The sequence below is a fragment of the Acinetobacter sp. WCHA29 genome, from assembly GCF_002165335.1.
Classification (GTDB): domain Bacteria; phylum Pseudomonadota; class Gammaproteobacteria; order Pseudomonadales; family Moraxellaceae; genus Acinetobacter.
In genome coordinates this window covers 58,951-71,887 of the sequence record NZ_NHRQ01000012.1, presented here as the reverse complement: position 1 = coordinate 71,887, position 12,937 = coordinate 58,951, and the positions used below count along the sequence as shown (strand labels likewise).

The window sequence follows — 12,937 nt, the reverse complement described above, 5'->3', positions numbered from 1 at the left end:
AAATTTTTTGTTTAAAATGGGTATTTATTTCAATTCACTCGAAGATTTACCCAATTCACGACGAGCAATAATGAGCTGTTGAATCTGTTGCGTACCTTCAAAAATATCAAGGATTTTTGAGTCACGTGCCCATTTTTCTAATAACTCATCTTCACCATAGCCCACGCTTGCAGCTAATTCGACACATTTTAGGGTGATTTCATTACCAACACGTCCAGCTTTGGCTTTGGCAATTGAAGCTTCTTTAGAGTTGGGCTTTTTATTGTCAGCCATCCATGTGGCTTTAATCATAAGTAGGCGAGCAGCTTCCCACTCAGCTTCCATACGGTAGATTTGAGCAGCCAAATTCGAGGTTTGCAAATAAGGCGTTTTGTAGTCAGGATCAAGCTGATCTTTAAAAATTTCTTTAATACGTTCTAATGATGCCTTTGCACAACCGATTGCCATTGCTGCAACAAGTGGACGAGTGTTATCAAAAGTTTCCATAACACCAGCAAAACCTTTAGCAACATCAATTTCTGAATTACCCAATAAATTTGCAGCAGGTACACGACAGTCCGTAAAGCTAATCACCGCCGTATCTGAGGCTTTAATTCCGAGCTTGTGTTCCAGACGTTCAACTTTCATACCTACTGTACCTTTAGGTACAACGAAAGATTTAATCGCAGCACGACCCAGCTTTTTATCTAGAGTTGCCCAAACTACAACTGAGTCAGCACGTTCACCAGAAGTGACAAAGATTTTTTCTCCATTTAAGATGTAATCATCACCATCTTTGGTTGCTGTTGTACGAATAGCCGCTGAGTCTGAACCACAACCAGGTTCAGTAATCGCCATGGCAGCCCAAGTTCCTTTGAAACGTTCAAGTTGTTCATCATTTGCTACTGCCGCTATAGCAGAGTTACCCAAGCCTTGGCGAGGCATACTTAACAATAAACCCGTATCGCCATAGCACATTTCGATAATACCGAGAGCAGTCGACATATTATTGCCGTTTTTGTTACCTGACTCAGTTTCTCCACGTTTGCCAACGGCAGCACCTGCATTTATTCCTTCACCACCTTCATTCATGCCATCAATTAATGATGCCAACATATCCAATTCTTTTGGATAGGTATGTTCGGCTTTGTCATACTTTCTTGAAATTGGGCGCAGTACATTCAAAGCAACTTCATGTGCCTGATCGACCATCATTTTGAATTTTTTAGGATTTTGTAAATTCATTGTAATATCCTCGAATGATCAATTAAGCATGTAAGCCAGAATGTAAGATTGCAGTAGCACGCAAATCACGATACCAACGTTCAACAGGGTGTTCTTTTGTAAAACCATGACCACCAAGGATCTGTACACCATCCGTACCGATTTTCATAGATTTTTCAGCGCACAAAAGTCTTGCAAGGTAAGCTTCACGATGAAATGGTTGACCCGCTTCAGCTAAGCTTGCTGCATTGAGCACCAACATGCGCATTGCATCAATTTCAATAGCCATATCTGCAATCATGAAGGCAACACTTTGGCGATGAGAAATAGGCTCACCGAAAGCTGTACGTTCATTTGCATATTTGATGCAGTATGCTTTGATCGCCTCGCATGTACCTACAGCCATCGCACACCACATCAAGTTACCAAGATCTACAAATGCTGTGTAATCGAAATCAGCATCGCCTAAGCGTAAAGCTGGAGTTCGATTGAACTGTAAGATAGCAGTTTCAGCAGCTTTTAGACCCATCGCTGGATTTGATTTGATGGCAATGCTTTCATCACATTGCACGACAAAAATATCAGGTTGACCGTTATATTCTGCACTGACAAGGAAGACATCAGCAGTATCACCTAAAACGACTAAAGTCTTTTCACCTGTGATATAGAACTGACCATTTTGTTCAGTGGCTTTCGTTTTTAATTGGTATGGATTAAATGCAGGGGTCGCTTCTTGAAATGCAAATGTCGCTGTAATATCTGTGTCTTCAGCAAAGCAAGACAAATACATACTTTGTACTTGTGTTGATCCCCAACGAGTGATGGCATTAATCACGCTAAATGTGCTGAGCAAGCCTGCTGTTAAACTGAAATCACCTTTAGCTAAGCTTTCTGCGATTAGTATATTACTGACAATATTTTGTTCTGCGGCAACACCACCTAAAGCCTCAGGTAATGCATAGTAGTTCAAGCCTAAATCAACCAAATGCTGCCAAAGTTGTTCTGGGAATTGTGCATGGTGATCTGCATCATGTGCTAAATTGTAAAGCACTTCCTGAGCAAATTGTGACATCGCATCTGATGTCATTTGTTGCTCTTCAGTCAATCCTAAATCAAATAGATTTTTATTAACTTGATTTGGTAAACGTTGTTTGTCAATTGATTGCGGTTTAAAAGCTTTCTGAGTTTTTGTTAGAACTTTAAAACCAGTTTTTGAACCTTGGTATAGAGACTTTTCTACAAACTTTCTTAATTTGAGTTGATCGAGCACTTCGCTTCCTGCGATTTTAGTGATCAATGATAGCCCGAGACCTTGAGCCTTATTCATCATATTTGACATGATTTTATCCTAGAGGATGATTGTGAATTTATGCTCGCATGCTAAAGCTAAAAAAACTATGTCTTCTTTGACGTGTCAATATTAGAAGGATAAAGGATTAATTAAGTGAATAAAGATAAATAAGTTTATGTTTTTAAATAATTTAAAAAAATTAAAAAAAATTATAGCAAAAAAAAATTGACCAAACTGACAGAGCAGATTGGTCAATATGACTGAATTAATTTGGTTTATGCAAATTGACGAATCATTTTGCGAACATTTGTCTTAGCTTCAATCACTGTCATGAAGGTATAAGCACCAATGAACTTACGGCTAATAAACATAAATTCTTTAGGAGGTACTGAGAAATAACGAGAAGCCATAGACTGAGCAGCTTGTTGCATTACACGACTATGTAATTGGCTTTTTTTCCAATCATAACGATCTTGTTCATCCATCACACCAGCAGGCATATCAGGATTGTTGCTTGGGTTACTAAAAGCTTCGGTCGCAATTAAAAACACATCCGCCATACCTGGTTTTACACTTTCAGGCATCGAATCAAAAAATTCATAACCTGTCATCGCTTTAACCATAGCAGTTTTGTCATGATCATATCCTGCATGGATAAGATTACGTGCGACAGAAAGTAGATTGTCATCAAATTGGCGAATTGCACCAAAGTCGAGCAATACAATCTTATCCTTTACATCATCACCATTGCCTAAGCGGACAAGGTAATTACCAAAATTAGGATCAGTTTGCATCTCACCCCATTCGAACAGCTCACGTACTGCAATTTCTAGTGAAGCTTCACCAAGTTGATTACGGCGATCTTGAGGTAAAGAAAGCATAACAGGGCTGTTGATAGGTACTCCACGCTCAAATGTCATACACAGAACTTTGTCAGCACAGAACTCATCAACAATTTGTGGAACAATATAACGCGGGTCATCTTTCAAGCGTTCTGCGAAACGTCGAGTTGTCGCTGCCTCAATGTCATAATTCACTTCACGGTGCATCATTCCACGAACTTCATCAAACCACTGATCAAATTCACGAGTTTGTGGCACCATACGTGTGAGTTTAAGCATGTTCTTAAATAGATTCATATCAGAATCAATTGCTTCCGCTACACCAGGGTATTGAATTTTAAGAACCAGTTCTAAACCATCTGATTTACGTGTCGCACGATGAACTTGAGCAAGTGAGGCTGTACCGATTGGTTCGTGATCAATCGTGAGTTCATCTAATTTTGAACCTAACTGTTCTTGCAAATGCGCTTTGATTGCAGGCCAAGCTAGTGCGACAGTTTGATTGTTCAGTGTATTTAATGCTTGTGTAATTTCTTCAGGTAAGAAATGTTCGCCGTATAAAGCCATCATTTGACCAATCTTTACGATTGATCCTTTTAGTTTTCCTATTTCAGAAACTAAATAATGAGCTTGTTCAGCCATGGCTTTTTTACGCTTTTTCTCTTTTTCTTCCTCACTAGAAAACATAGAGGTAGCACTTGCAGTTGCCCAACGAGTTCCAGCAAGTAAAGAAGCTTTTGCAATAGATAAGCGACGATCCACAGACGAGGTTTTTAGATTCTTGAGCTTATCGTTCTGATCTGACATGAAAGAAAAATCCTATGCTGAAATCGGAGGAGGAGGAAAGCCGAGAGTTAAATTGTAGTGGATATTACAGCGTTTGAACGTATTAAAATAGTTCAATCGCTTGAATTATCAGTCTAAATTTGTGATTTAAGTCAACAATATTTAAATAGCCTAAGTAAATTGGAGGTCGCTTAAGTCAGCTATTTATACATATGTACTAAATTTTAAACTGAATTTTAAGGGCTGATTTACGCATTAGAGCTGCTCGGTTTGTATGTATATGCTTAATCAACATACGTTTGACAATACTATGATGAAAACCTAAAGCATGAGCTTTCACGATAAGAATACTGGGTAATGTGAAGAAAAAGTACTTGGTGTCGTCTAAAGTCGCATTCTCGAAAATACCTTCTTCAACCAAAGTATCACGGAGAAATTGCTTTTCAGCTTGAACGGTAGAAGAAGATTCATCATCCCAGTAGCTTTGACGCATCGCCATCAGATTATTATGTTTATAACTCATGAAGTTTTTGCGCCTTTCTCAATTGCATTCAGTCTTTATATAAGGTTTGAAAAATAATTATCAAGAACACTATTCAAAATAGCCTAAGTAAATTGAAAATATTTTTTTTAAAATGCTACACTTATCAAACTTAAGTATCATCGAAATAACCCAAATATCAAATGACACCAGCTTGTAAGTTATTGGAAAAGAATAAAATAGCATTCTCGATTCATGAATATGAACATGATGCTAACGCGAAGAGTTTTGGTTTAGAAGCTGCTGAAAAACTCAATTTACGTGTAGAAGAAGTCTTCAAAACATTAATGGTCACAGATGAAAAAAGTTATTTCATCGCAGTTTTACCAGTGAATTATCAATTAAATTTAAAAAAAGTTGCATCAGCAGTAGGGTGTAAGAAGTTGCAAATGGCCAATCCAAAAGATGCTGAACGTTTAACTGGTTATTTGGTAGGTGGAATTAGTCCTCTAGGGCAGAAAAAACGACTCAAAACTGTAATAGATGAAACAGCGAAATCATTAAATAAGATCTATGTAAGTGGTGGAAAAAGGGGGTTGGACATTGGTCTTAACCCAATTGATCTAGCTAAGTTACTGGAAGCTACATTTTCAGATATTTTAGACTGTTAATATCTTTAAAAGGGCTATAAAACATAAAAGCCCTTTTTTATTTGATTTATAAAAACAATAAAAGAATGAATCATAATTAAAATATTTAATAATTAGAATTATTATCTTTTGTATTTTTCTTGATCTAAATTAATTTTTCAGCATAAAAAACAAAGTATTAAGTTCAAAAGGCTAAGTTATTTTATAATTGCTATTATTAATGATAATTATTATCATTAATAATAGCAATTACGGTGAATAGCATTGTAATAAGGTTTGTTTAGAGCTCAAACATTCGAAAAAAACTAACTCTCTCTTTATAGAGGATACCGACAGATGCAATCACTTGCCAATCGGTTGGCGATACAACATTTCGTCAACGCATATACGCAAGAAACTGGCAAAGGTCACTTGCTTAATAAAACACAGCAAAGTCCGCAACAACAAGCGTTTAGCCAAGGTTTGACGCTGTTATCTATTCCGATTAATTCTATTCATGCTCAATGTGATTTCCCATTATCTTATGTCAGCCGAGTTGGTAGACATCGGTTAGCTAATCTTCCTCAAATCGTAATTTCAGGTCAGCCAAAATCATTTAGTCCAGTTGCAATCGTTGGGTTGTTACTTGAAGAACTAGTTTCTGAATCGTCTTTACCTTTGGATGCTGCTTCTTTACTAGAAAAGTGGATTCAAAGCCGTGATGCACTGCAACAGTTTTTAATACAACGTGAAGCTGATTTTGATGACTTGGTTAAAGCTGGTCAAAGCTTTATTGAAACTGAACAGGCATTGATTTTGGGGCATAGCATGCACCCAGCGCCGAAAAGTAGAACAGGTTTTGTGCATGAGGATTGGCTAAAGTTTTCACCTGAACACAAAGGCAAGACACAACTTCATTATTGGCTAGTGCACCAAGATTTCATTGCGGAAGGTAGTGCGACTGATGAACCTATTTCAGCGCAATTAAAAACGGCATTACAGTGGTATTTATCTGAAAATGATCTCAATCTAGTTAAAACCCATAGCGAATATAAATTACTCCCATTGCATCCTTGGCAAGCTCGTTATTTACAGGGTAAAGCTTGGTTTGAACGATTGAAGCAAACAGGGCAATTGATTGATTTAGGTTTACGTGGCTGGCAATTCTCTCCAACAACATCCATTCGTACATTGGCAAGCTTCAACGCTCCGTGGATGGTGAAGCCATCTCTTTCTGTGATGATTACCAATTCTATTCGAGTGAATTTAGCCAAAGAATGCCATCGTGGTGAACTCACTCATCGTCTATGGCACAGTGAGTTTGGTCAGAATATTCTAAAAAAATTTCCAAGTTTAAAGGCAGTCAATGACCCAGCTTGGATTGCCTTAAAAATTGATGATGAAGTGGTGAATGAAAGTATCTGTATTTTCCGTGATCAGCCATTTCATCCTCAACAGCAAGTCACTTGTATTGCATCCTTGTGTCAGGATCATCCAAGCAAATCTTTAAATCGTTTTAATGCTTTATTTGCAAAAATTGCAAAAGCACATCACGAAACCGATTTCTCAGAAATTGCTTTGGATTGGTTTAATCGTTTCCTTGAAGTCAGTTTGCAACCATTGATGTATGTCTATCATCGCCATGGCATGGCATTTGAATCACATCAGCAGAATGTGCTGTTGGAACTAGAGAATCATTTCCCAAAAACCTTATGGCTACGTGATAACCAAGGTTTTTATTATATCGAAGAGTTTGCAACTGAAATTCTGCAAGCGCTGCCTGAGCTGAAAGAAAATGCGTTTGCCGTCGGGCCTAAAGATTTTGTTGATGAACGTTTTAGTTATTATTTCTTCGGCAATACTTTGTTTGGGATTATTAATGCCATCGGTGCGACAGGCTATATCACTGAAGATGAATTGTTAGCGCATTTAACTGAATTTTTAGAAGAACAATTACAACAATATCCTGATAGCACCTTATTGCAAGGATTACTGTTCAATTCAACTCTGCCTTATAAGGGTAACTTGCTGACACGTTTGCATGAGTTAGACGAATTGATCGCGCCTGTCGAAAATCAGTCTGTTTACGTGCAACTGCCAAATCCACTGCGTATTTCACAGAAGGATGTCAGTTATGCTTGATTTTATTGGAATTGGTCTAGGACCTTTTAATTTAAGTCTTGCTAGTTTGCTACAAAACAAAAGCTCACTCGATTACGTGTTTTTTGAGCAAAAGGCGCAATTCGATTGGCATGCAGGTATGCAACTACCTAATACGGTATTGCAAGTACCGTTTATGGCTGATTTGGTCTCGATGGTTGATCCAACCAGTCCATTTAGCTTTTTGAATTATCTACGTCATCAGCAACGCTTGTATAAGTTTTATTTTCTAGAGCAGCCACATATTCGGCGTTGTGAATACAACCATTATTGCCAATGGGTTGCAGAACAACTTGATTGTATCGAATACCAATCTCGTGTCTTGAGGATTGAACCCCAAACGATAGGTTTTAAAGTAGTCGTTGAATCAAATGGTGTTCAGCAAAGTTATTTATGCCGTCATTTAGTGATTGGAAGTGGTAATGTGCCATATTTGCCTGAATGTTTGGCAAAGATTCAGAAAGTCCGTCCGCAACAATGTCTGCATTCAGCACAGTATATGACGCATGCAGATACAGATTTACATGGCGATGTTGTTGTACTAGGTTCGGGGCAATCCGCAGCTGAAGTGTTTATCGACTTGTTTGACGAACAGCAAGATACCGATAATCACCAGTTTGATTTGCATTGGTTTACTCGTTCTCAAGGTTTCTTCCCAATGGAGTATGCGCCATTAGGTTTGGAACATTTTAGTCCAGATTATGCTCAACATTTTTATGATTTGACTGCGCAGCAGAAGGAACAGCAGTTAAAGCAGCAAGCCTTGTTATACAAGGGGATTAGTGCAAAAACCATTCGGGAAATTTATCAAAGACTTTATCACCGTAGCATTGCAGGTCAAAGCATACAGACACATTTGCATAGTCAATGTGATTTGAAAGATGCGGAAGTATTGGATACACAAAAAATCCGACTGCATTTCGAACATCGTGCTACAGCTCAGTCTTTTCATCTCGACTGTGATTTTCTTGTAGCCGCAACAGGTTATTTCACACCTGATTTTGGTTTTATGCAGTTGCTCAAGCCATACATCGAATTTGATCATAAACAGCGTTGGCAGATTACAGAAGACTATCGCGTTGTACACAGGTTGAATGGCCATATCTTTGTTCAAAATCAAGAAATGCATAGTCATGGTGTCGGCACGCCTGATTTAGGTCTTGGTGCTTATCGTGCAGCAACGATCATTAATCAACTGCTTGCTGAACCTCTTTATGAATTAGGCAATCAAGCGCAGACATTCCAACACTTTAATCTCTCTCAAAATCCAAAAATTTGTATGTCAGACGACAAAGCACAATCAAAAGAGTGCGTTTGTGAAAATTCTGCCAATAAAAACCATTCAATTTTCAAGAAAACAGAACAGAACGTGATGACAACGCACCCTAATCGTCGTGGTGCTAATACACGGACACAAACTGCTTCTGTACATTCAACTTATGAGAAACTGATATGAACTTTGCAACTTTAAAAATTAATCAGCAGCAATGGCGTGCCGCAGGGCAACGTCTTATTGAAATGGCGATTGCAGAGTTTCTATATGAAGAAATTATTGAAGTTAAAGCATTGTCAGCAGGGCATTATCGCTTAGATTTAGGCAATCGTCAGTATGAATTTCAAGGACATCAATATCTACTCGGACATTGGAATATTCAGGAAGCTTCTGTACGTGATGTGACTCATAGTCAGGAAAATGATCAGCCTGCTTGGAACTTACATGAGTTTATTGTCGCAATGTCTGACAGTTCTAATGTAAAGCCATTTACCAAAGCATATTTGATCAAAGAAATGAATAATACTTGGTTGGCAGAAGCACATTTGTTCAATGAAACGCGTTTGCCAAGCACAGCGGTTTTGACTGAGCCTCATTACAAAGTTGAAGGCATGCTACGAGGTCATCCGTGGCTCATCATGAGTAAGGGGCGTATGGGTTTTGGTTATGATGATTATCTTAGCTCAGCGCCAGAACTTTCTCCTGAAGTTAAAGTGTTGTGGTTAGCTGTGCATCGTGATTTAGCAGAGTATCGAAGTACTGAAGATTGGAGTGCATGTGATTTGTATCAACATGAATTTGATGCCAATGAACTACAGCAATTCATCAATATTCTCCAAGAAAAAAATCTAGACCCACAAAATTATTTTTTGATTCCCGTACATGCATGGCAATGGCACCAATGGCTCGTGCCAACTTATGCCAATGAAATTGTTGATCAGAAAATTATTGAACTGAATATCAGTCAAGATAGTTATGTGCCAATGCAGTCCATTCGCACATTATGCAATACATCAAATCTACAACGTCATTACATTAAACTGCCAGTCAGTATTTTTAATACTGCTGTTTATCGTGGATTACCCTCAAAACGTAATCTTGCTGCTCCAGCAGTGACCGCATGGTTAAAACAGATTCATCAACAAGATCAAGACTTACAAAATACAGGTGTGATTTTCTTGGGGGAGGTTGCAACTTTAACCATTCACCAGCCATGTTTTGACCGCATTGACGGCGCACCATATCAATTTAAAGAACTATTTGGTTGTTTGTGGCGTGAAAGTGTTGATCGCTATATTGATTCATCACAACAAGTTCTCTCTCAAGCAGCTCTATTACATCGTGATATTTCTGGTCAATCGATCCTGAGCGTGCTGATCAAAGAATCAGGATTAAGTCCTTTAGCTTGGTTAGCTCAATTTGCTCAAGTGTGCATGTGTCCATTGTTACTTTGCTTGTATCGCTATGGTTTGGCATTTTCACCACACGGCGAAAACACGATGTTGGTACATGAAAATGGTGTGCCGAAAGCAATGGTATTAAAAGACTTCATTGACGACATTAATTTAGTGGATGAGGATTTTCCTGAATTAACCCAGTTACCATCTGAAGCAGACTTATTACTCCGTCACGAAGCGACCGATCTAAGCCATTTTATTTTTACAGGTCTGTTCATGGTGCATTACCGTTATATCTGTAATGTGTTCTTGCAAGACTATCCTGAATATTCTGAGCTTGATTTTTGGCAGACCATTTCCAACACGATTGTTGAGTTTAACCAAAAACATCCAGAACTGGCTGAACGTGCTGATAAATTCGCCATGCTGCGTCCAAGTTACACCAAAATTTGTCTAAACCGTGTACGTCTATTTACCACAAGTTATAACGATGAAGCAGAACGTCCTGTTCCTGTCTTCCTTGATCCTATTGCAAATCCAGTTAGCCCAGAAACATTGAAAACATGGGCAGAACAACCATGCCAAGCGAAAGCGGGCTAATTTTATTCGTCATTTTATAGGTTCGATATGAAAACTATCTCTCAGCAATTACCAGATTATTTTGAATACTTTGAAGATGGTACACAGTACTACTTACGCCAAGTGCAATATCCACAGGATATTCCTTTATTACATCAATGGATGCATGAGCCACATGTAATTCCTCAGTGGCAGTTAAATAAATCAGAACTAGAGTTACAAGTTTACTTCGACAAAATGTTAGCAGATGACCATCACCGTTTATTAATCGTCGGAATTGATGGCAAAGATGTGGGCTATACCGAAATTTATGAGGGTAAACGAGATCGTTTAGGCCGTTATTACGATGGTGATGACAATGATCTCGGTTGGCATCTCCTGTTTGGTGACAAATCCGTGTTTGGCAAAGGCTTCTTGCGCCCAACCATTCGTTTACTCAGCTTTTACATTTTTGAACATTCGAAAGCTAAAAAAATTGTGGGTGAGCCAGATCATACCGTTAAACCTTATGCAGCAGTGGTGGCAGAGCTTTGTTATGAAAGCCAACGTTTAATACCGATGCCTGAAAAAACAGCGATGTTGTACTACTGCTTCCGAGAAACTTTCTATAGCAAGTTTGGGGATTATTACCAAACATCACAACAACAGCTAGCAGATCAGCCAGCCAAACTCCTGAGTGTTACATGAGCTTATATATCAATGAAATGCATATCTTAAACATGCGCTTTGCGGCGAATGTCTCTGTTGCAGAATTTGAACAATGGTTAGCACGGATTCAGCACTATTTCGAACATAAGCAAAATTTCGTGTTGATCATGCAAACCGATGTAAATACTGAATTTCCCGAAGAATATAGAGCAATCCAAGGCAAATGGTATAAACAATATAAACAAGATTTTTACCAATATTGCTTGGGTTTTGCTCGTATTGCTCAAGATGAAGAAGATCGTATTCGATTGGATACACCAGCTCTGCACAAAGCTTGGCATGTTCCATATTTTGTGAGCGTAGATAAAGCTGAAGCCACACAATGGGCTTTGCAGAGGTATTTATGAATCAAAATTCATTAAATATTCAGAAAGTCTCAGCCTTGAGCCTGAGTGTCGTGGTGGTTTTATATCTCGCGCATGCCTTACCACTGTATTTTTATAATGTGGCCTTACCTGCGATTCTGCGTCATCAAGGCGTAGATTTACGTTGGATTGGCATGTTGTCGCTGCTCTATATTCCTTGGGCATTCAAGTTTTTTTGGGCACCACTAATCGATCGTTTTTATTTCAAAAAACTCGGTAAACGTAAAACTTGGCTTTTGTTTACGCAAATAGCTTTGGTGTTGGGGGTCGTTGCTTTGGCACTTACCCAATTCGATTACGGTCTTGGTGTATTTGTTATTGTCGGTTTATGGATTTCAACTTTTGCTGCAACTCAAGATATCGCAATTGATGGCTATACGGTCGAAACCTTTTCAGAATCTGAGTATCGACTAGGCAGTATGGCACAAAGTATAGGTGTTGCGCTTGGCAGTATGGTTGGTGGAGCAGCAACTTTATGGCTGTATCAGCTTTATGGTTGGCAAACTGCACTGATTTCTTTAGCCGCAATGACAGCATTGACGATGTTGGCTATTTTCCAAATTAAAGAAAAATCAAGTACAGAGAAAATCTCAAAACAGCCGCCAAGTTTGATCCGTGCATTTAAACGTCCAGAAATGTTATGGGCATTAGCCTTGATCGTATGTTATCGAATTGTCGAAGCACCAGCTATGGCGATGCTGAATCCGATGCTAATTGATCAGAAATGGTCATTGGCACAGATTGGCGTGCTGATGTCAGTAATAGGTGCAGGGATTGGATTATTAGCCGCTGTTTCAGCAGCATTTTTATTAAAAAAAATAGCCGCAACACAATTGCTGATCTGGGCTGGTTGGGCACGAAGTTTGGTTTACGCCTTGTTGGGTGTAGCCGTTTTGCTCAGTTGGTTGAATCAATGGCATTTACTTCTTGGTGGCTTTGTCATTGTCATTCTTGCCATTCGCTACATCGCGATGACAGCCTTGTATGCACATTTCATGCAGACCAGCTCCAAAGAACAAGCTGGTACTGATTTTACGATTTTAGTTTGCTTCGAACTATTGGTTTATTTCATTGGCGGTGCAATGTCTGGTTTCTTGGTCAAAGCATTTGGTTATGGAAATTTCTATCTCATTCTCGCAGCAGCATCTGTGTTGAGCGTCTTGCTCAGCCAAGTCTTAATCCACAAAGCAAAACAAACGGAACAACTCACCTAGGGGTAATTT

At 38.7% G+C, this 12,937-nt stretch carries 11 protein-coding genes; 7 read left to right on the top strand and 4 right to left on the bottom strand.

Going from position 1 to position 12,937, the window contains the following annotated elements; genetic code table 11:
- Positions 1–24 precede the first annotated feature (24 nt).
- The 4 genes from CDG59_RS09665 to CDG59_RS09650 all read right to left on the bottom strand — a co-directional run bounded on the left by CDG59_RS09665 (position 25) and on the right by CDG59_RS09650 (position 4,645).
- Positions 25–1,224, bottom strand: a complete 1,200-nt coding sequence (locus tag CDG59_RS09665; protein WP_087545053.1) for an acyl-CoA dehydrogenase family protein — start codon at positions 1,222–1,224, stop codon at positions 25–27.
- 22 nt (positions 1,225–1,246) lie between these two features.
- Entirely contained in the window at positions 1,247–2,533 is a 1,287-nt protein-coding gene (locus tag CDG59_RS09660; protein WP_171295025.1) for an acyl-CoA dehydrogenase family protein, read from the bottom strand.
- Positions 2,534–2,769: 236 nt separating this feature from the next.
- A complete protein-coding gene (locus CDG59_RS09655) occupies positions 2,770–4,143 on the bottom strand; it encodes an ABC1 kinase family protein (RefSeq protein ID WP_087545049.1) in 1,374 nt (457 codons plus the stop codon).
- A 196-nt stretch (positions 4,144–4,339) separates the two neighbouring features.
- Positions 4,340–4,645 (bottom strand): hypothetical protein, encoded by a 306-nt coding sequence (locus CDG59_RS09650; RefSeq protein ID WP_087545047.1) that lies wholly within the window; start codon positions 4,643–4,645, stop codon positions 4,340–4,342.
- Positions 4,646–4,806: 161 nt separating this feature from the next.
- On the opposite strand from CDG59_RS09650, the gene ybaK reads away from it, so the two are divergent.
- The 7 genes from ybaK to actC all read left to right on the top strand — a co-directional run bounded on the left by ybaK (position 4,807) and on the right by actC (position 12,928).
- Positions 4,807–5,274 (top strand): Cys-tRNA(Pro) deacylase, encoded by a 468-nt coding sequence (ybaK, locus tag CDG59_RS09645; protein ID WP_087545046.1) that lies wholly within the window; start codon positions 4,807–4,809, stop codon positions 5,272–5,274.
- A gap of 315 nt (positions 5,275–5,589) precedes the next feature.
- The gene (locus CDG59_RS09640) at positions 5,590–7,374 is read left to right on the top strand and encodes an IucA/IucC family protein (protein WP_087545044.1); all 1,785 of its coding nucleotides are present in this window, start codon (positions 5,590–5,592) and stop codon (positions 7,372–7,374) included.
- Positions 7,367–8,848, top strand: a complete 1,482-nt coding sequence (gene acbB / locus CDG59_RS09635) for an acinetoferrin biosynthesis monooxygenase AcbB (RefSeq protein WP_087545042.1) — start codon at positions 7,367–7,369, stop codon at positions 8,846–8,848. The genes CDG59_RS09640 and acbB overlap by 8 nt, the downstream gene beginning before the upstream one ends.
- The gene (gene acbC, locus CDG59_RS09630) at positions 8,845–10,662 is read left to right on the top strand and encodes an acinetoferrin biosynthesis protein AcbC (protein ID WP_087545041.1); all 1,818 of its coding nucleotides are present in this window, start codon (positions 8,845–8,847) and stop codon (positions 10,660–10,662) included. Before acbB ends, acbC begins: the two co-directional genes overlap by 4 nt.
- Positions 10,663–10,689: 27 nt before the next feature.
- Complete coding sequence (gene acbD / locus CDG59_RS09625) at positions 10,690–11,328, top strand: acinetoferrin biosynthesis acetyltransferase AcbD (protein WP_087545039.1); 639 nt, start codon at positions 10,690–10,692, stop codon at positions 11,326–11,328.
- The gene (locus tag CDG59_RS09620) at positions 11,325–11,696 is read left to right on the top strand and encodes a hypothetical protein (RefSeq protein ID WP_087545036.1); all 372 of its coding nucleotides are present in this window, start codon (positions 11,325–11,327) and stop codon (positions 11,694–11,696) included. The genes acbD and CDG59_RS09620 overlap by 4 nt, the downstream gene beginning before the upstream one ends.
- Positions 11,693–12,928, top strand: coding sequence for a putative ferric acinetoferrin MFS transporter permease subunit ActC (gene actC / locus CDG59_RS09615; protein WP_087545034.1), 1,236 nt, complete (start codon positions 11,693–11,695; stop codon positions 12,926–12,928). Before CDG59_RS09620 ends, actC begins: the two co-directional genes overlap by 4 nt.
- Positions 12,929–12,937 lie beyond the last annotated feature (9 nt).

Excerpts from the sequence above, each read along its gene's own strand:
- CDG59_RS09665 (WP_087545053.1), bottom strand. The coding sequence starts at position 1,224 with ATGAATTTACAAAATCCTAAAAAATTCAAAATGATGGTCGATCAGGCA.
- CDG59_RS09660 (WP_171295025.1), bottom strand. The coding sequence starts at position 2,533 with ATGATGAATAAGGCTCAAGGTCTCGGGCTATCATTGATCACTAAAATC.
- CDG59_RS09655 (WP_087545049.1), bottom strand. The coding sequence starts at position 4,143 with ATGTCAGATCAGAACGATAAGCTCAAGAATCTAAAAACCTCGTCTGTG.
- CDG59_RS09650 (WP_087545047.1), bottom strand. The coding sequence starts at position 4,645 with ATGAGTTATAAACATAATAATCTGATGGCGATGCGTCAAAGCTACTGG.
- ybaK (WP_087545046.1), top strand. The coding sequence starts at position 4,807 with ATGACACCAGCTTGTAAGTTATTGGAAAAGAATAAAATAGCATTCTCG.
- CDG59_RS09640 (WP_087545044.1), top strand. The coding sequence starts at position 5,590 with ATGCAATCACTTGCCAATCGGTTGGCGATACAACATTTCGTCAACGCA.
- acbB (WP_087545042.1), top strand. The coding sequence starts at position 7,367 with ATGCTTGATTTTATTGGAATTGGTCTAGGACCTTTTAATTTAAGTCTT.
- acbC (WP_087545041.1), top strand. The coding sequence starts at position 8,845 with ATGAACTTTGCAACTTTAAAAATTAATCAGCAGCAATGGCGTGCCGCA.
- acbD (WP_087545039.1), top strand. The coding sequence starts at position 10,690 with ATGAAAACTATCTCTCAGCAATTACCAGATTATTTTGAATACTTTGAA.
- CDG59_RS09620 (WP_087545036.1), top strand. The coding sequence starts at position 11,325 with ATGAGCTTATATATCAATGAAATGCATATCTTAAACATGCGCTTTGCG.
- actC (WP_087545034.1), top strand. The coding sequence starts at position 11,693 with ATGAATCAAAATTCATTAAATATTCAGAAAGTCTCAGCCTTGAGCCTG.